Genomic DNA, 16,576 nt, shown 5'->3' with positions numbered 1-16,576 from the left:
AAATGTTGGGCCAAAAAAAAGCCCACCTTTGGGGTGGGCTTTTTCTTTGTTTTTTGGCTCCTCAACCTGGGCTCGAACCAGGGACCTACGGATTAACAGTCCGGCGCTCTACCGACTGAGCTATTGAGGAACAGACTTGGATTATAGAGCGATTTTTAGCCTGTTTTGAGAGGGGGCGCAGATTTTTTGAAAATCTTGCAGCCCCGCTTTCAGAAGCTGGTCTTGAGCGCCAATCGCAGGGTGCGCGGCGCTCCGGGGTAGAGGTAGTAGTGGCCGTATTGTTTGGGAGACTCACGCCAGTAGCGGCGGTCGGCCAAGTTGTCGATGGCCAGCGTCCATTGTGTGCGCATGCCCTGGATGCGCGTGTCGTAATGCGTGGCCAGATCGAGTGTGGTCCAAGCGGGCAATTCGATGGCGCCATCTTCGGTCACCCAGCGCGTGCCTTCGTGGTTCAGGCGCAGGCTGCTGCGCAGGCCAGGGATGGCGCTGTAACGGTATTGCGCCATGGCACGCAGGCTCATGCGAGGGACGTTCAAGGCGCGTTGGCCGTTCACGCTGGGGTCGATGTTGGCCTGTTGACGCTTGGCATCGGTCCAGGCGGTGGCGATGTCCCACTGCCATTGCGCTTGGGTGAGGCCTGCTGACAATTCCAGCCCCCGGTGGCGGGCCTGGCCGTCGATTTTTCGGGTGCAGGTGTTGGCCTCGTCGCAGGCACCTTCATCGCCCGCCACAGGGCGGGTGATGTCAAACCAGCTCGCTTGCCAGCGCGTGCGGGCCCATTGCCCTTTGACGCCGACCTCCAACTGCTGGCTGCGCAGCGCGGGCAGGGCTTGTCCGGCGTTGGTGTAGCGGCTGCGGTTGGGCGCGACATCGGTTTCGATGCCTTCTCCGTAGCTGCCGTACACCAGGTAAGCGGGCGTGATTTGGTGCGTCAGGGCCAGCCAAGGTGTATTGAAGCTGCGCTCGTCTTGCACCGCGCGGCTGCCGTCGGTGCGCTCACTGGCGCGGCTCAAACGCGTGTGGCGCAGGCCCAGCCACAGGGCGGTTTGCGAAGTTAACTCGATGCGGTCGCGCAGGGCGATTTCGGTGCTGTATTCACTGCGCTCGGTGTTCAGTTCACCCGGTGTGGGTTGGGCCTCGGGGCTGTTGAAGGTGCCGTCGATGTTGCCCGTGCCCGCCCAGTTGTAGGCCTGCATGGCCGAGGGACGGTCCAGCAAGCGGCTGCGCATCAGGCTCAGACCCAGGTGGTGGCGCAGACCGGCCAGCTCAAGGGCGCCGCTCAGATCGGTTTGCAGCGCATCGCTGCTTCGGCGTTCCTTGTCGCTGCGGTAGTCGTACAGGTCAAAACCGCCGTCGCTGCAAAAGCGGTCCCAGAGCTCTTGGGCGCTGCAGCCATAGGCATAACTCAAACGGTCGTCGGTGCGCAAGCGCTGAGCGCCGTATTGTGTGGTCCACAACCAGCCGCCCTGCAGGTTTTGTTTGAATCGAATGCTGCCCGTTTGGCCAGCAAACAGACCCGGCACCGACCAAGGCTGGCGGGTGAGGTTGTTTTGGCCGTCCACCGGACTGGGCAGGGTGTTGCCCAGCAAGCTGTAGGCGTTCACCCCCATTTGCTGGCGTTCGCTGCGCTCGAACTCCCACTCCAGACGGCTGTCGGGCGTGAGGCGCCAGTCCATGGCCAAGGCGAGCAGGTGGCGGTGGCCTTCGGTGTTTCGGATGTACGGGTCCAGGTTTTCGTAGGCAGCGTTGAAGCGGTAGCCCAGCGCCTGGTCTTGTCCAAAACGGCCGCCCAGATCCAGTGCCATGCTGCTGCTGTGGCCCGGGCCGAAACTGGCACTGACATCACGCACGGTGCTGTTTTGTGCCGAGGGCGGGCGTTTGACCACGTAATTGACCAAGCCGCCCGGGGCGCTGGTGCCGGCCTGGATGCCGCTGGTGCCTTTGAACAACTCGATGCGTTCTTTATTGTCCATGCCGATCATGGTTTCGGCCGAAATCGGCAAGCCTTCGCGGCGGTAGTTGTAGCGGTTGTCCAGCGTGTAGCCGCGCACGCTCAAGACGTCCCAATAGGCGGGCGAGTTGTAGCTGTCGGCCACACTGGCGTCCAGACGCAAGGCGTCGGACACGCGTTGGGCACCGATGTCTTGCAGGGTTTGCCGGTCGATGCTGACAGCGCTGAACGGGGCTTTGCTCAAGGGTGCATCACCAAAGCCGCTGACCTGCGAAGGGGCGGTGTCGGTGACGGTGATTTCGTTCTGGCTTTGCGCATGGGCGCTGCCCAGTGTCAGCATTGCAACGGCGCTCGCGATGTGGCTGGCGCGAAATGCAAATCGGCCCGATGACCGGCGTGAAAATGGCGAAAAAAATGCCATGACGTTTTTCCTTCAACGTTATGGCAGGTCGGCTGACTGGGAACGCAGTCTGCCCGGGAGAGGGGCAGCGTTCTTTTGACAAGCTTCCCTGCGCGAGGATTACCTCAATCAGGTTCAAAGGGACTTTCTCAGTCGGTGGTTTTGCAGCCACCAACACCCCCAGCGAATGCGCCACAGGATTACGGCGCGGGTTGGATTTTAGGCGATGCCCAACCGTTGGTGCAGCAGCGTGGACGTTGTCGTGTACTGCAGCAGGGTCTTTTCTTCGGGGCGCAGCAGGGCCACGGCGCCGAAGGCGGCCAGCGTGGCTTCGTGGAAGCCGCAGAGGATGAGCTTCTTTTTGCCGGGGTAGGTGTTGATGTCACCCACCGCAAAGATACCGGGCTCCGAAGTCCCGAAGTTTTCGGTGTTGACCACCAGTTGTTTGCGCTCCATAGCCAGACCCCATTGCGCTACGGGTCCCAATTTGGGCGAGAGGCCCAAACAGGTTTGCAGCAGATCCAGGCTCAGCCACTCGGTCTCGCCTTGTGGGTTGAGCAGCTCCAGCGCTTTGAGGCGGCCTTGCGCCAGGGTGAAGCCGGTGGGTTGACTGGCCACAAAACGCATGCGGCCCTCGGTGCAGGCTTGGCGCATCTGGGCGATCAGCTCAGGTGCGGCGCTGAATTGGTCGCGGCGGTGCAGCAGGGTGACGGTGGCCGCCGCTTGTGGGCCTTGGCACGCATCCAGGCAGGTTTGCAAAGCGCTGTCGCCGTCGCCCGCCACCACCAGGTGCTGGCCCGCCCAGCGCTCGGGGGCGGGGTGCTCTGCAAAGACTTGTGTGCCCTCAAAAGCCGACAGGCCCTCCAGCGCCATGCGGCGTGGCACAAAAGCGCCCACACCCGCAGCGATGAACAAGGTGGTGGTGCGAAAGGTCTGGCCCGCGCTGGTGGTCACCAACAGGCGCTGGTCGGGCAGACGCTCGACGCTGTCCACTTGCTGGCCCAGGTGCAGGGTGGGTTGAAAGGGGGCGATTTGTTGCTGCAGGCGCTCAATCAGTTCGAGGCCGGTGCAAAACGGAATGCCCGGGATGTCGTAGATGGGTTTTTGGCCATACAGCTCGGCGCATTGGCCGCCCACATGGGGCAGGGCGTCGATCAGGTGGCAGGGGATGCCTTGCAGGCCCAATTGGAAGACCTGAAACAGGCCCACGGGGCCTGCGCCAATGACCAGCGCTTCGGTATCGATGGGGGTGGTCATGGGAGTGGCTTGTGAGAAAAAAGGGCCGAACATTCAGGCCGAATGGCTCGGCCAGTCAGGACGTTCAGCGGATCAACTCAGACAACTTGCCGGTCTTGTCTTTCCAGTCGTCGGCGTTGGGCATGGGGGTTTTGCGTTTGGTGATGCTTTTCCAGCCAGGCAACAGGGCCAACTCGGCATTCAGCTTGGTCATGTGCTGTTGGTCGGCGGGCAGATCTTCTTCGGCAAAGATCGCGTTCACGGGGCACTCGGGGATGCACACGGCGCAATCGATGCACTCATCGGGGTCGATGGTCAGAAAGTTGGGGCCTTCGCGAAAGCAATCCACAGGGCAAACGTCCACACAGTCGGTGTATTTGCACTGGATACAGGATTCGGAAACAACGTGGGTCATGATGGACTCGGAGTGAAGGAGTTTTGCGCCGCCAAACAACGCAGATTACACATTTTAAGGGGGATTCCGGGGCGCCCGGGTGCCCGGCTGGCGGTGTCTATGAGGCCAACAGGGCTATGGGCGGCAAACCGGGGGCGTTTCAATTCACCAGCACGGCGCCTGAGGTCTTGTGGCTGGCGGTGTCCACCAGCACCAGTGCACCTAAAACGCGCGACTGGGCAAAGGGCAAGGTGGTCAGTGGCTCTTGCAGCGCCAGGGTCACATGCCCCATGGCGTTGGGGGGCAGCTCGGTGGCTTCTTCCTCGGCCAGGGTGTTGATGTTCATGCGGTGCTCCACGCGCTGCACCTTGGCCTTGACCCAGCGGTGGCCATGAAGAGCCCAGTACACCCGACCCGCCACCAAGGGCTCGTCGTCCATCCAGGCGATGGTGGTGCTCAGCTGGCGCTGGCCTGCGGGGCTGCCGTGTTGGGCCAGCAGCCAATCGCCACGCGAGACGTCCACTTCGCGGTCGAGCACGATGCCTGCGCTTTGACCAGCGGCCTTGTTTTGGGGTTGGCGTGTGGCTGACAGCACTTGCGAGACCACGGCAGTCTGGCCGCTGGGGAAGACTTGGATGGTTTGGCCCGGCTCGATGCTGCCCGTGGCCACGCGGCCCCAGAACACGCGGCGGCCTTGGGTGGTCACACCGGAGTCATGAAATTTTTCGACCCACTGCACGGGGAAGCTGAAGGCCGCATCGGTTTCGGCTGGGGTCACGGGCAGGTCTTCGAGGATGCTGAGCAGGCTGGGGCCGGTGTAGCCGCACCAGTTGGTCTGGTCGTTGTTTTCTGTGGTGACCACATTCCAGCCTTTGAGGGCCGACACGGGCACCATGGCGGTCACGGTGATGCCCGCTTCTTGGGCGAACTTGTTCAAAGCGCCTGCGATGTTGTTGTAAGCCACAGTGGCGTCGGCCACAGCGTCGAGTTTGTTGATGGCGAACACCACAGACGGGACACGCAGCAGGTTCACCAGCAGCGAGTGGCGGCGAGTCTGCGGCAGCAGTTGCAGGTTGGGGTTGGCCCAGTCGAGCTTGATGGCGTCAACCAGTACCACGGCCGCGTCGGCGCTCGATGCCGCGGTGACCATGTTGCGGGTGTACTGCTCGTGGCCGGGCGCGTCGCCGATGATGAACTTGCGCGCTTCGGTGTTGAAGTAGCGGTAGGCCACGTCGATGGTGATGCCTTGCTCGCGCTCGGCGCTCAGGCCGTCGGTCAGCAGGGCCAAGTCGGTCTCGCCCGAGCGCTGCACACCCGCCAAGTGGTCTTGCAGCACGGCCTTGGTGTCCACCAGCAGGCGGCCAATCAGCGTGCTCTTGCCGTCGTCGACCGAGCCGCAGGTGATGAATCGCAACGCGGTTTGTGTGTTGCTTTCAGAGGACTTGGCGGAGAAATGTTGCTTGTTGCTCATGAATGTGTGCTCCCGCGTGATCAGAAATAGCCGTCTTTTTTGCGCTTCTCCATCGAAGCCTCGGATGTCTTGTCGTCCATTCGGGTCGCGCCGCGCTCGCTCACATCAGCCGCCAGCGTCTCGATCACGATTTGCTCGGGCGTGGCTGCAGTGCTCTCGACCGGGCAGGTGCAAGTGATGTCACCCACAGTGCGGAAACGCACATCACGCACCACCACCTCTTCGCCGTCTTTGGGTGGTGTCAGCGCGGTCACCGGCACCAACAGGCCCCGGCGGTCCACCACCTCACGTTGGTGGGTGTAGTAAATCGAAGGCAGCGCAATGCGTTCGCGGGCGATGTACTGCCACACGTCCAGCTCGGTCCAGTTGCTGATCGGGAACACACGAAAGTGCTCGCCCGGCTGCAGCTTGTGGTTGAACAGCGTCCACAACTCCGGGCGCTGGGCCTTGGGCTGCCATTGGCCAAAACTGTCGCGGTGGCTGAAGATGCGCTCCTTGGCGCGTGCTTTTTCTTCGTCACGGCGGGCACCGCCAATCAGCGCGTCAAAGCGGAACTCTTCGATGGCTTCGAGCAGCGTGACCGACTGGTGCACATTGCGGCTTTCGCCCGGGTGGGCCAGGCGCACGGTGCCACGCTTCATCGAGTCTTCGACGCTGCGCACGATCAGCTCGGCACCCAATTCCTTCGCACGCGAATCGCGGAAGTCGGTCACTTCGGTGAAGTTGTGCCCGGTGTCGATCATCAGCAAGGGATAGGGGATGCGGCCCGCGCCAAAAGCCTTCTCGGCGCACTTGAGCATGACCAGCGAATCCTTGCCGCCAGAGAACAGCAGAGTGGGGCGCTCGAAGGCGGCGGCGACTTCGCGCAGGATGAAGATGGTTTCCTCTTCCAGCGCGTCCAGGTGGCTGTTGCTCAGGGTGTGCAACTCGGTTTGTGTCATGGCGTTCATGCTTTTTTTCTCATCTCAATCAGGGCAAGGGGTGCCCAGGCATATCCAAAGTCGGTCGAAGTGATGTGTGGCGGGATCGGGGGTGCAGGGGGTGACGATGTGTGGCGCGAAGCGACTTCTGAGGAGCCCACTGTGCCCCCGAGCCCGTCACACATCACACCCTCAAGCTTTGACGTGCAGTCCACACTCCTTGGCCGCCTCGTCCTCCCACCACCAGCGCCCGGCGCGGAACTCCTCGCCCAGGCTGATGGCCCGTGTGCAAGGCGCGCAGCCGATGCTCGGGAAAAACTGGTCGTGCAGCGGGTTGTAGTCCACCTGGTTGGTGGCGATGTAGTGCCACACATCACCCCAAGTCCATTTGGCCAAGGGGTTGAACTTGTACAGTGACTTGCTGGCCACTTCACTCTCGTCGAGCAAAGGCACCTTGGCTCGGGCCGTGGATTGTTCTTGGCGCAGACCGGTGATCCATGCCTTTTGGCCCTTGAGCGCACGGGCCAGCGGCTCCATCTTGCGCACGCCGCAGCAGGCTTTGCGCAGCTCAATCGATTTGTACATCGCGTCCTGGCCACGCTCGCGCACAAACCGGATCACCGATTCCTGCACCGGGCGGAAGACGTTGATCGGCGCACGCGAATGCGCCTGGGTGCGCTCCAGCAGGGCCAGGGTTTCGGTGTGCAGTGCGCCGGTCTCCAGCACAAAGATCGGAATGTCGAGTTGCAGGCTGTTGATGAGGTGTGTGATGACCACATCTTCAGCGCCCAAGCTGGAGGCCTGGGCCACAGGGGCGAATTCGGCCGCCGCGCGGCGCAGCAGCGCCTGGGTCTCGGCCAGTTTGGCGGCAAAGTCGGGGCTGGCTTGGGCGTGCAGCGCGGTGGCTTTGGCCGGGGCGTTGCGCGAAGAAATCAGGCGTGAGGACATCACGCGGCCTTGGCAAAGTGAGGCTGCGTCTGCACAGCCGAGCCTTGGTAGAACCCGGCGAAGCGGTCCAGCTGGCGCTGCGCGGCACTGGCATCCACGCCGTCTTTGAGCACGGCCACGTCAAAGCCTGTGCGCTGCATCTGCACCAGCTGGTCGATCAGCACGTCGCCCGTGGCACGCAACTCGCCCGCAAAGCGCAGGCGGCGGCGCAGCAAAAAGGCTTGGCTGTAGGCGCGGCCGTCGGTGAATTTGGGGAACTGCAAATCGATGCGGGTCACGCCACTCAGGTCGAGCGTGCGCGGGTCGACGTCGTTGGCCAATGTGATGTGCGTTGGCGATTCAAGGACGTGGTGTTCTTGGGCTGAAATGATTTTCATGGTCGTTTTCTTGGGCAGGAGCCCACGCTGTGGGCGGTTTTTTTGTGGCGTTTTGCAGGCCATCGCCACAGGGAGGGCTCCAACAGGCGGGTCAGGTGGTGCTTTCTTCGACGGGGTGGCGTGCCGCGTTGGCCGCTGCTTTGAACGGGTCGTGGCCCACACGGCGCAGGGTCTCGATAAAGTGTTCGTCGCGGTCTTGCATGGGCTGGCGCAGGGCTTTGTAGGTGTCCAAAACCGCTTCGATCACATCCGGCACTTCCACCGACGAGAACGAAGGGCCCACCACTTTGCCGGGGCCTGTGGGGCCAGACAAGGCTTTGCCGTCGGAGCCCCCCAGCGTCACCTGGTACCACTCTTTGCCGTCCTTGTCGACGCCCAAAATGCCAATGTGGCCCGAGTGGTGGTGGCCACAGGAGTTGATGCAGCCGCTGATGTGGAAGTCGATGTGACCGAGGTCGTTCAACTCGTCCAGGTCTTGGTAACGCTCGGTGATGGCTGCCGCCAAAGGCAGTGAGCGGGCATTGGCCAAAGCGCAGTAGTCTCCGCCGGGGCAGGCGATCATGTCGGTGAGCAAACCGATGTTGGGCTGGGCCAGGCCCAAGGCTTTGGCTTGCAACCACAGCGCATGCAGCTGGTCCAGGCGCACCCAAGGCAGCACCAGGTTTTGGCTGTGGGTCACGCGGGCTTCGCCTGCAGAGAACTGGGTCACCAGGGCGGCAGCAGCGTCCAGCTGATCGGCGGTGGCGTCGCCGGGTGCTTGGCCTGGGCGCTTGAAAGACAGGGTCACGGCACGCAAAGCAGGGTTTTGGTGAGGCTTCACGTTTTGCGCCAGCCAGCGGGCAAAGGCGGGCGTTTTGGCTGCTTCGATGGCGACATCGGCTTCGGCCTGGACGACCCATTCGGAGGTGCTTGTTGGCAAGTTCAGCGCAGGCGCAGCAAAGCAGGCCGCTACGCGCTCGAACTCGGTTTGTGGGATGGTGTGCAAGCCACCGTCTTTGACCAAGATGTCTTGGTATTCGGCCTCGACTTCGTCAAAGTAACGCTGGCCTTCGGCCTTCACCAAAATCTTGATGCGGGCTTTGTAGATGTTGTCGCGGCGGCCCCAGCGGTTGTAGACGCGGATCACGGCTTCGAGGTAATTCATGATCTGGTTCCAGGGCAGGAACTCGCGGATCACGGTGCCCACTGTGGGTGTGCGGCCCATGCCGCCGCCCACCAAGACCTTGAAGCCGATTTCGCCCGCGCCGTTCTTGACCATCTGCAGGCCCACGTCGTGCCAGCCAATGGCGGCGCGGTCTTCCGCTGCGCCGGTGATGGCGATCTTGAATTTGCGGGGCAAAAACGCGAACTCGGGGTGCAGCGTGCTCCACTGGCGGATCAGCTCGGCGTAGGGCCGTGGGTCGACCACTTCGTCCACCGCCACCCCGGCCAGCTCGTCGGTGGTGGTGTTGCGGATGCAGTTGCCGCTGGTCTGGATGCCGTGCAGGTTGACGCTGGCCAAGAGGTCCATCACGTCGGCCGACTGGGACAGGGGAATCCAGTTGAACTGCACGTTCTGGCGGGTGGTGAAGTGGCCGTAATTGGTGGTCAGTTTGGGGGCTGGACCCGCAATTTGGTCTTGTGTGGCTTGGGCGTGGGCCAGCAGGGCGGGGTCGGGCGTGTCGTAGTCGCGGGCAATTTGGGCCAGCACTTGGAGCTGAGGGGCCGAGATTTCGCCGTAAGGCACAGCCACACGCAGCATGGGCGCGTAGCGCTGCACATACCAACCGTTTTGCAGGCGCAGGGGTTTGAATTCGTCGGCGCTCAATTGACCGGCTTCAAAACGCTCCAACTGATCGCGGTGTTGTGCGGCGCGGGCACGCACAAATTGTTTGTCAAATTCGGTGTATTGGTACATGTTGCAAGTTCAGTTTTCTAAGACTTCAATTCAAAACCAGTGGTGTGCCAGCCCAGCCCCATCCACCATGGCGGGGACTGTAATCGGGCTTTATGCCAAAACAAACGATTAATAAGTTGGGTATATATGCTGAATGCTTATAAGAACGGAGCGCCGACCACAGGGCGTGGCCCTTTTCACCCGTCGCAAACTGGCGCCGTGCCAGCCTCAGCGGCCGCCGCGCAAGAAGGCCCGAAAGGGATTGAAGCCCGTCAACAAGGCGGAGGCGAACAAAATCAGCACAACCCCGGGCAGCAGGCCCACGGTCAGCGGTTCACCCAAAAACATGGCGCCCCAGGTCACGCCAAACAAGGGAATCAAAAAAGCCGAGGAAGTGGCGGCACTGGCTGGGATGTCGCGCATCAGGCGCATGCTGATCCAGTAGGTGAAGCCGGAGGTGACCGCGCCCAAAACCAGCAAAGCCAGCACAGCGGGCAAGCCCACCGGTTGGCTGGGGGCGGTGACGGCGGCTGCGGGCAACAGCACCAAGGCGCTTGTCAGATGGACCACCGCAGAAGCGGGCAGCGCGTGGTGGGCCAAGGTGGCGCGTTTCATGAAAATGGCCCCAAAGCCATAACAGGCCGCTGCCACCACACAGGCCAGGGCGGCCAGCACCACATCCCAGTCCGGGTTCACCGGGCCCAAGCCCAGCAGCAGCGACACACCCAGCAAGCCGACCACACAACCGACCCCTTTACTGGGCGTGAAGCGTTCCTGGGCCAGCATGACGCCGGCCAACACACCGAACATGGGCGAGGTGGCATTGAGCACCGCCGAATACCCAGCCGGCAAGACCAGCCCCGCCCAGTTGTACAACACAAAGGGCACCACAAGCGTCAAGATGCCCAGCCCGGTGAGCGAGCGCCAATGCTGGCGGGCGGGCCAGGCTTGGCGTGTCCAGCGCATGATGGCGCCGAGCACCAGCGCCGCCAAGGCGCAACGCAGACACGCCATGGCCACGGGGCCAAAGGCCGGGGCGGCCACTCGGATGAGCGGAAACGAGCCACCCCAAACGGCTGACAAAAGGACAAGTTGGGTGAATTGGCGTCCGTTCATGGCCAAACCATTATCGGTGGGTGTCGGCCAGGGTCAGGGTGTGTTGGCCCTGCGAGTCCCAAGTTTGCAAAATGTCCCGAAAGCGACAGGTTTGTGTGTCGCTGGTACAGTCTCTTTTTTGCTTCCTTGACCCTAGGACCTGACGATGAAACGCCTGATTGCCACCGGTTTGCTGAGCGCAGCCGCCACCACTGTTTTGGCCCAGACCCCGATCAAGATTGGGGAGATCAACAGCTATTCGGCCATCCCGCAGTTCACCCAGCCCTACAAACAAGGCTGGCAGCTGGCAGTGGAAGAGATCAACGCCAAAGGCGGCCTGCTGGGCCGCAAGGTCGAGGTCATTGCGCGTGACGATGCCGGCAAGCCTGACGAGGCTCTGCGCCATGCGATCGAGCTCAGCTCCAAAGAAAAAGTGGACATCTTGGCCGGGGGCTTTTTGTCCAATGTAGGGCTGGCGCTGGCCGACCATGCTGCCAAAAACAAGCGCTTGTTCATCGCCAGCGAGCCCTTGACCGATGCCATCGTCTGGGAAAAAGGCAACCGCTACACCTTCCGCCTGCGAGCCAGCACCTACATGCAAGCGGCCATGCTGGTCGAAGAAGCGGCCAAGATGCCTGCCAAGCGCTGGGCCACCATCGCGCCCAACTACGAATACGGTCAAAGCGCAGTGGCCAACTTCAAGGCCTTGTTGCTGGCCAAGCGCCCGGATGTGGAGTTTGTGAGTGAGCAGTGGCCCGCCCAAGGCAAGATCGATGCGGGGAGCACGCTCACTGCCACCATGGCGGCCAAGCCCGATGCGATTTTCAACGTGACCTTCGGGGCCGACCTGGCCCGCCTGGTGCGCGAGGGCAACCAGCGCCATGTTTTCCCTAAAACGCCGGTGGTGTCCATGTTGTCGGGCGAGCCCGAATACCTGGAAGTGCTCAAAGACGAAACGCCCAAGGGATGGATCGTGACCGGCTACCCTTGGGACCAGATCGACACGCCCGAGCACGCCAGCTTTGCCGCCAACTACTACAAGAAGTTCAACGAAAACCCCAAGCTCGGCTCGGTGGTGGGCTACGCCACCATGCAGTCGATCTTTGCGGGCATCAAAAAGGCCGGCAGTGTGGACAACGAGAAACTGGTGGTCGCCATGCGGGGCCTCAAGTTCAGCACGCCCTTTGGCCCTGCCGAGTACCGCGCGATTGACCAGCAATCCACCATGGGGGCCTATGTGGGCAAGCTCGATCAGCGTGGCGGCAAGGGCACCATGGTGCAGTGGCGTTATGCCGATGGCAAAAATTATTTGCCCACCGACGCGTATGTCAAAGCGCGGCGTTCGTCCGACGCCATGAAGTGAAGTCTTGGGGTGTCAGCGCCTGAAATGGGCGCCATCCCAAGGCCGTGCTCTCACGGCCCGGGGTGATGCTTCACGGCCCGGGGTGATGCTTCACGGGCGTGAGGGAGCGGCCCTCACGCTTTCTTGCAGCACCTCGGAGACCTGGCGCACCGGGATCTGGGGTGGCAGGTTTTCCCGAACCTTGAAGTTTTGGGCCCGCTCCTGCGACCGGAAGGGGCCTGTGATCACCAAAAACCGGCCCCCTGCAGCGGCGGTCTTGAGCATGAGCACGCGTGCATTGGCCAGTTCGGTCCGCGTCTTGATCAGGCTTTGGGCTTGGGCAGCGGTTTTGAACGCGCCATGCTCCAAGACATAGAACTCGGGCGATTGCTGCGCCAGCCAGCGCACACCACGCAGGGCCACGTCCGGCACTTCGGCGCTTGGGTCCGCAGGCGCTGACGCTGGCGTCCGGGCCGAGGGTTGCGCCGAAGCAGCCGCTGGCACAGCTGCAGTCGACTGACTCGGTGGGGTGCTGGCAGCTTCTGGATCGATTGGCTGCGAGGCGGATGCCGATGGCAGGGGTGTTTCAGGTGAAGATGCTGCAAGCACTTCTGGCGCCGAAGCGGGCGCCATTGCCGAAGCGGGCGAAGATGCCGCAGCAGTTGAAGCAGCAGTTGACTCAGAAATGCCAGCCCGCTCAGCCGTTCCGGAGGGCGCTGGCTGAGGTGTCCCAAAACGCAGCCATGCGCCCCACGCGCCCAAGCCCACCAGGGCCGCCAAGCCCAGCCAGGCCCAGCGATGCGAGGGCTTGCCAGCCGACGGTGGTGTCTCAGCTGCGGGGGGCAATGGTGGAATCTGATGGGTTGCCGACACGGTGGGTGTCTGGTCAAGCGCTGCAGTTTCTGCAGGCACCACAGCTTGTGCGGGTGTAACAGGTTCAGCAGACGCAAGAGGTTCAACGGGCTCCAAAAAGGGCTCGACTTTTTCCCCAGGCGCGAATGATGCTAATGGCGCTAACGGCGCTGAATGCTCTAAAGGTTCGGCAGGTGTTGCTGGAGCAGGCTCAGCGGGCCACTGGGCCTGGGGCTGCTGGGTGGGGACAATGCTGTCAAAGGCAGCACTGCGTTGGTCATCCGGGGTCTCCATGCGCAGCAAAACCCAGCGCCAACACAGGCCTGGCAGGTGGCGCGTGAGATCTTGCAACATCTGCACATCGGAATCGGGCAGCTGTTCGGCATGGGTGACGATGGCAATTTGCTTGGGCAAATAGGGGGGCAAAGGCTTTTGCATCGCCTGCTCTAGCCCCAGCTTCGCGATCCCTTGGTTGATGTGGCTGAGCAAAGCCAAGCGCTGTTCCCCCGAGAAGTGTTCGACCGCTACAGACTGAGCCCGTGTTCGCCAAAAGGCTTGCAAGGACTGGGCTGCATGCAACATGGCCTCTGCGTCCTGACTCGAAATGATCAGATTTTGATCATCTTTCAAAACGACCTCGCCCAGATCCTCCAGCACAGCCGCAGGCTCTTGCAGCGGGGAAGGGGCAGATGGCTTGGGGGGAGTCGAATCAGGGTGCATTGAACACTGAATGTTGCTTAACGGAGACCCGATTAAACACCAAGCTACCGAACCCCTGGGTCCCTCTCTCTTCGAAAGGGCTGTTCAAAGCTGCGCAGACGCTGCTGCTGGGCCGCAGCTCAGGCGGGGAGGGCGGTGGCCTCAGCCGGAACGCCCCAATGGCCTGCTTGGCTGGTTGGCCAAAACTCTGCAAAGGGGCTCGGCAGCGCCTGTGGCCCCGCCTCCTCGCGCAAGAGCTGTCCGGGCGTCAGCGTGTCGATGCTCGAAGCCAAGCTGCGTGCCTGGCCTGCGGCATTGCGCACCATGAGGTGCTGCGGCGTGATGTCGCCCGGCTTTTGCAGGCCCGCTGCACCCACCAAGTCGGCCAAGGCATGCAAGGTGTTGGCATGGAAGAAATAGACCCTCTCGGCCTTGTCGGTGACGACGATGGCCCGTTGGCGCACCGGGTCTTGTGTGGCTACGCCCGTGGGGCAGTGGTCGGTGTGGCAGCTGCGCGACTGAATGCAACCCAGCGCAAACATGAAACCCCTCGCCGCATTGCACCAATCGGCTCCCAGGGCCAGGCAGCGTGCCATGTCGAAGGCCGATATCACCTTGCCCGAAGCCCCGATCTTGATCCGGTCACGCAGACCCGCCCCCACCAGGCTGTTGTGGACCAGCCGCAGGCCGTCACGCAAGGGCATGCCCACATGGTCGGCAAACTCGATGGGCGCCGCGCCCGTGCCACCTTCGGCGCCGTCCACCACGATGAAGTCGGGCGTTTGGCCGGACTGCAGCATCGCTTTGACCAGTGAGAACCATTCGGCTGGATGTCCCACACACAGCTTGATGCCCACGGGCTTGCCGCCCGAGAGTTCTCGCAGCTGCCCCACAAAACCCAGCAACTCCAGCGGGGTGCTGAACGCGGAATGCCGGGCCGGGGACACACAGTCTTGGCCCATGGGCACACCCCGTGCTTCGGCAATTTCAGGGCTGACTTTGGCTTTGGGCAAAACGCCGCCGTGGCCGGGTTTGGCCCCTTGTGACAGCTTCACCTCGATCATCTTGACCTGCGGCGAGCGGGCCTGCTCGGCAAAACGCACCGGGTCAAAAAGGCCTTCTGGCGTGCGGCAACCAAAGTAGCCCGAGGCAATTTGCCAGATCAGATCGCCCCCCGGCTCCCTGTGGTGCCTCGAGATGCTGCCCTCCCCGGTGTCGTGTGCAAACTGCCCGAGGGCTGCACCCTTGTTCAGGGCCTTGATCGCATTGGGCGACAAAGCCCCAAAGCTCATGCCGGAAATGTTGAGCAGTGACAAGGCATAAGGCCGCTGGCATTGGTGTGCGCCCACCGTGATCCTGAAATTCGCAGGGTCCAGCTCTGTGGGCTGCAGAGAATGCGTGATCCACTCAGATTGCGCGTGGTACATGTCCTTGATGCTGCCAAACCCGCGCTTGTCGTTTTGCATTTTGGAGCGGGCATAGACCATGGCACGCTGGTTGCGCGAAAAGGGCAGTTTTTCCTCGTCGTCCTCCAGAAAATACTGCCGTAATTCAGGTCGGATGTATTCCAGCCCGTAGCGCAGTCTTCCTGTCAGCGGGTAATTGCGCCGCACCGCTTGTTTGGTTTGCTTGAAGTCCACCCAACCCATGACAAACAGGGCTGCAAAACCCGCACTGGCCCAAGTCGAGACAGGCCAGACGAGGAGGGCGACCGGTCCGGTCACCAACCAGGGCAGGTAACGCGAAAAGGATTGACGGGCCATGGGCTGCTCTCCAAAAGAAACGGCGATTCATGCCTACACGCGCACAAACAGCTTGCATGCTAGTTGATTTGGATGATTTTTGTAAATTTATGGAACCACGAAGCGCTCGGCCGCCAGATGCTTGGCCAAGGCCTCAGGCAAGGGCAGGGGTTCATGGTTCAGCCAAGCCGCCAGCAGTTCGCCACACAACACGGCCAAACTGATGCCACGAGCGCCCATGCCCGCGCTCAGGCACAAACCTGGCAGCCTCTGGCGGTCAATGGGGCCGACCGCAGGCAGGCGGTTGGGCAAGGTGCAGCGCAAACCGGCCCAGCCCTGCACCCGATCTGGCGCGAATTGCCCGGCCATGGCCTCGCCCAAAGCGGGCAGCAGCGTGGCCAGGCGCACTTGGTTGGCGGCGTGGTCTTCCTCGCGCACGGGGGCTTGCTCGCAGTTGCGCTCAAAGGTTGAGCCAATGAACCAGCCGGGCAGCCCCTCGGGTGTGGGCACGCTGCTGATGAAGCTGCCGTGGCCATTGACCGGAAAAGGCGGCAGCAGCTGGCGCTGGGACTCGCTCAAGTCGGTCAGGTGGCCAAAACTGACTTGCCCGCGCAGAGGGTTCAGTGGCACGGCAAAACCGGGCAGGGGCCGCAGCAAAGCCAGGCTGTCAAAGGCGCTGGCCACCACCAACAGGGGGGCCTCCCCCAGGGTTTGGCCTTGTGCATCGGTCACGGCCCAATGCTCACCGCGCCGCTCAATGCCCTGTACCTGTTGGCCCCAGCGCACCTGCACGCCCAGGGTTTGCAGCTGCGCAGCCACCAGTTGCCGGGGCCGAATCCAGCCCGCCTGGGCGTGCCAGAGGGCGGGCGAGTCGGGGGGCAGGCCGGCGGCGGCCACTTGCGCCTCATTGGCCGGGGTGCTGTGGTGATCGCTTGCGTTGGCAGGCAGGCGGCGTTTGCCCGCCAGGTTGTGCTCCAGCACGCCGGAGAGCGCCCAATCGGTGCCGTTGTGCAGCAAGGCTTGGGCGCGTTGCAGCGTGGCCTGCACGCCCGCCCGCGTGATGCGCGAGAGCACGTTGTCGTCGGGTGACACATGGGGGGCGGCCAAACCTGCGGGCAGGCCGGACGCTCCCGCCCCCACCCCAGAGGCCTGGTCCAGCACCGTGACCGACCAGCCCCGCACGGCCAGGCTGTGCGCCACGGCCGAGCCTGACAGGCCGGCACCGATGACCAGTGCCTGGCGCTTATCGGGTGGCGAGCTCAAGGGTTCAAAC

13 protein-coding genes, 1 tRNA gene and 1 riboswitch are annotated in these 16,576 nt (G+C 62.6%); of the genes, 1 reads left to right on the top strand and 13 read right to left on the bottom strand.

Features of this window, described 5'->3' with window-relative positions; genetic code table 11:
* Nucleotides 1–54: 54 nt before the first annotated feature.
* From L63ED372_RS08590 to L63ED372_RS08545, 10 genes are all read right to left on the bottom strand, one after another.
* A tRNA-Asn gene (locus L63ED372_RS08590) sits at nt 55–130 on the bottom strand.
* Between the two features lie 79 nt (nt 131–209).
* The gene (locus tag L63ED372_RS08585) at nt 210–2,372 is read right to left on the bottom strand and encodes a TonB-dependent siderophore receptor (protein WP_062405310.1); all 2,163 of its coding nucleotides are present in this window, start codon (nt 2,370–2,372) and stop codon (nt 210–212) included.
* Between the two features lie 68 nt (nt 2,373–2,440).
* Nucleotides 2,441–2,543: riboswitch (TPP riboswitch) on the bottom strand.
* Nucleotides 2,544–2,570: 27 nt separating this feature from the next.
* Complete coding sequence (locus L63ED372_RS08580) at nt 2,571–3,608, bottom strand: NAD(P)/FAD-dependent oxidoreductase (protein ID WP_062407851.1); 1,038 nt, start codon at nt 3,606–3,608, stop codon at nt 2,571–2,573.
* A 64-nt stretch (nt 3,609–3,672) separates the two neighbouring features.
* Complete coding sequence (gene fdxA, locus L63ED372_RS08575) at nt 3,673–4,002, bottom strand: ferredoxin FdxA (protein ID WP_062405308.1); 330 nt, start codon at nt 4,000–4,002, stop codon at nt 3,673–3,675.
* Nucleotides 4,003–4,141: 139 nt separating this feature from the next.
* The gene (locus L63ED372_RS08570) at nt 4,142–5,452 is read right to left on the bottom strand and encodes a sulfate adenylyltransferase subunit 1 (protein WP_062405306.1); all 1,311 of its coding nucleotides are present in this window, start codon (nt 5,450–5,452) and stop codon (nt 4,142–4,144) included.
* Nucleotides 5,453–5,472: 20 nt separating this feature from the next.
* The gene (cysD, locus tag L63ED372_RS08565) at nt 5,473–6,402 is read right to left on the bottom strand and encodes a sulfate adenylyltransferase subunit CysD (protein ID WP_062405304.1); all 930 of its coding nucleotides are present in this window, start codon (nt 6,400–6,402) and stop codon (nt 5,473–5,475) included.
* Nucleotides 6,403–6,564: 162 nt separating this feature from the next.
* Nucleotides 6,565–7,320 carry a phosphoadenylyl-sulfate reductase gene (locus L63ED372_RS08560; RefSeq protein WP_062405302.1) on the bottom strand — a complete coding sequence of 252 codons (756 nt, stop codon included), beginning with the start codon at nt 7,318–7,320 and terminating at the stop codon, nt 6,565–6,567.
* Complete coding sequence (locus L63ED372_RS08555) at nt 7,320–7,697, bottom strand: DUF934 domain-containing protein (RefSeq protein WP_062407850.1); 378 nt, start codon at nt 7,695–7,697, stop codon at nt 7,320–7,322. Before L63ED372_RS08555 ends, L63ED372_RS08560 begins: the two co-directional genes overlap by 1 nt.
* Nucleotides 7,698–7,788: 91 nt before the next feature.
* Nucleotides 7,789–9,594 (bottom strand): nitrite/sulfite reductase, encoded by a 1,806-nt coding sequence (locus L63ED372_RS08550; RefSeq protein WP_062405300.1) that lies wholly within the window; start codon nt 9,592–9,594, stop codon nt 7,789–7,791.
* A 207-nt stretch (nt 9,595–9,801) separates the two neighbouring features.
* The gene (locus L63ED372_RS08545) at nt 9,802–10,689 is read right to left on the bottom strand and encodes a DMT family transporter (protein WP_062405298.1); all 888 of its coding nucleotides are present in this window, start codon (nt 10,687–10,689) and stop codon (nt 9,802–9,804) included.
* A 145-nt stretch (nt 10,690–10,834) separates the two neighbouring features.
* Between L63ED372_RS08545 and L63ED372_RS08540 the strand changes: the two genes are divergently transcribed.
* Nucleotides 10,835–12,031, top strand: a complete 1,197-nt coding sequence (locus tag L63ED372_RS08540; protein WP_062405295.1) for an ABC transporter substrate-binding protein — start codon at nt 10,835–10,837, stop codon at nt 12,029–12,031.
* Between the two features lie 90 nt (nt 12,032–12,121).
* Here L63ED372_RS08540 and L63ED372_RS08535 read toward each other — a convergent pair whose 3' ends face one another.
* From L63ED372_RS08535 to mnmC, 3 genes are all read right to left on the bottom strand, one after another.
* Complete coding sequence (locus L63ED372_RS08535; protein WP_156343583.1) at nt 12,122–13,444, bottom strand: SPOR domain-containing protein; 1,323 nt, start codon at nt 13,442–13,444, stop codon at nt 12,122–12,124.
* 257 nt (nt 13,445–13,701) lie between these two features.
* Nucleotides 13,702–15,324, bottom strand: a complete 1,623-nt coding sequence (locus L63ED372_RS08530) for an FMN-binding glutamate synthase family protein (RefSeq protein ID WP_062405291.1) — start codon at nt 15,322–15,324, stop codon at nt 13,702–13,704.
* An 87-nt stretch (nt 15,325–15,411) separates the two neighbouring features.
* Nucleotides 15,412–16,566 (bottom strand): FAD-dependent 5-carboxymethylaminomethyl-2-thiouridine(34) oxidoreductase MnmC, encoded by a 1,155-nt coding sequence (mnmC, locus tag L63ED372_RS08525; protein ID WP_062405289.1) that lies wholly within the window; start codon nt 16,564–16,566, stop codon nt 15,412–15,414.
* Between the last annotated feature and the right edge of the window lie 10 nt (nt 16,567–16,576).

This window comes from Limnohabitans sp. 63ED37-2 (assembly GCF_001412535.1).
In the GTDB taxonomy this organism is placed as follows: domain Bacteria; phylum Pseudomonadota; class Gammaproteobacteria; order Burkholderiales; family Burkholderiaceae_C; genus Limnohabitans_A.
Note: the sequence above shows the minus strand (reverse complement) of the source record. Positions and strands in the feature narration are given on the sequence as shown.

Coding starts and splice junctions, on each gene's coding strand:
- L63ED372_RS08585 (WP_062405310.1), bottom strand. CDS start 2,372: ATGGCATTTTTTTCGCCATTTTCACGCCGGTCATCGGGCCGATTTGCA.
- L63ED372_RS08580 (WP_062407851.1), bottom strand. CDS start 3,608: ATGACCACCCCCATCGATACCGAAGCGCTGGTCATTGGCGCAGGCCCC.
- fdxA (WP_062405308.1), bottom strand. CDS start 4,002: ATGACCCACGTTGTTTCCGAATCCTGTATCCAGTGCAAATACACCGAC.
- L63ED372_RS08570 (WP_062405306.1), bottom strand. CDS start 5,452: ATGAGCAACAAGCAACATTTCTCCGCCAAGTCCTCTGAAAGCAACACA.
- cysD (WP_062405304.1), bottom strand. CDS start 6,402: ATGAACGCCATGACACAAACCGAGTTGCACACCCTGAGCAACAGCCAC.
- L63ED372_RS08560 (WP_062405302.1), bottom strand. CDS start 7,320: ATGTCCTCACGCCTGATTTCTTCGCGCAACGCCCCGGCCAAAGCCACC.
- L63ED372_RS08555 (WP_062407850.1), bottom strand. CDS start 7,697: ATGAAAATCATTTCAGCCCAAGAACACCACGTCCTTGAATCGCCAACG.
- L63ED372_RS08550 (WP_062405300.1), bottom strand. CDS start 9,594: ATGTACCAATACACCGAATTTGACAAACAATTTGTGCGTGCCCGCGCC.
- L63ED372_RS08545 (WP_062405298.1), bottom strand. CDS start 10,689: ATGAACGGACGCCAATTCACCCAACTTGTCCTTTTGTCAGCCGTTTGG.
- L63ED372_RS08540 (WP_062405295.1), top strand. CDS start 10,835: ATGAAACGCCTGATTGCCACCGGTTTGCTGAGCGCAGCCGCCACCACT.
- L63ED372_RS08535 (WP_156343583.1), bottom strand. CDS start 13,444: ATGTTGCATGCAGCCCAGTCCTTGCAAGCCTTTTGGCGAACACGGGCT.
- L63ED372_RS08530 (WP_062405291.1), bottom strand. CDS start 15,324: ATGGCCCGTCAATCCTTTTCGCGTTACCTGCCCTGGTTGGTGACCGGA.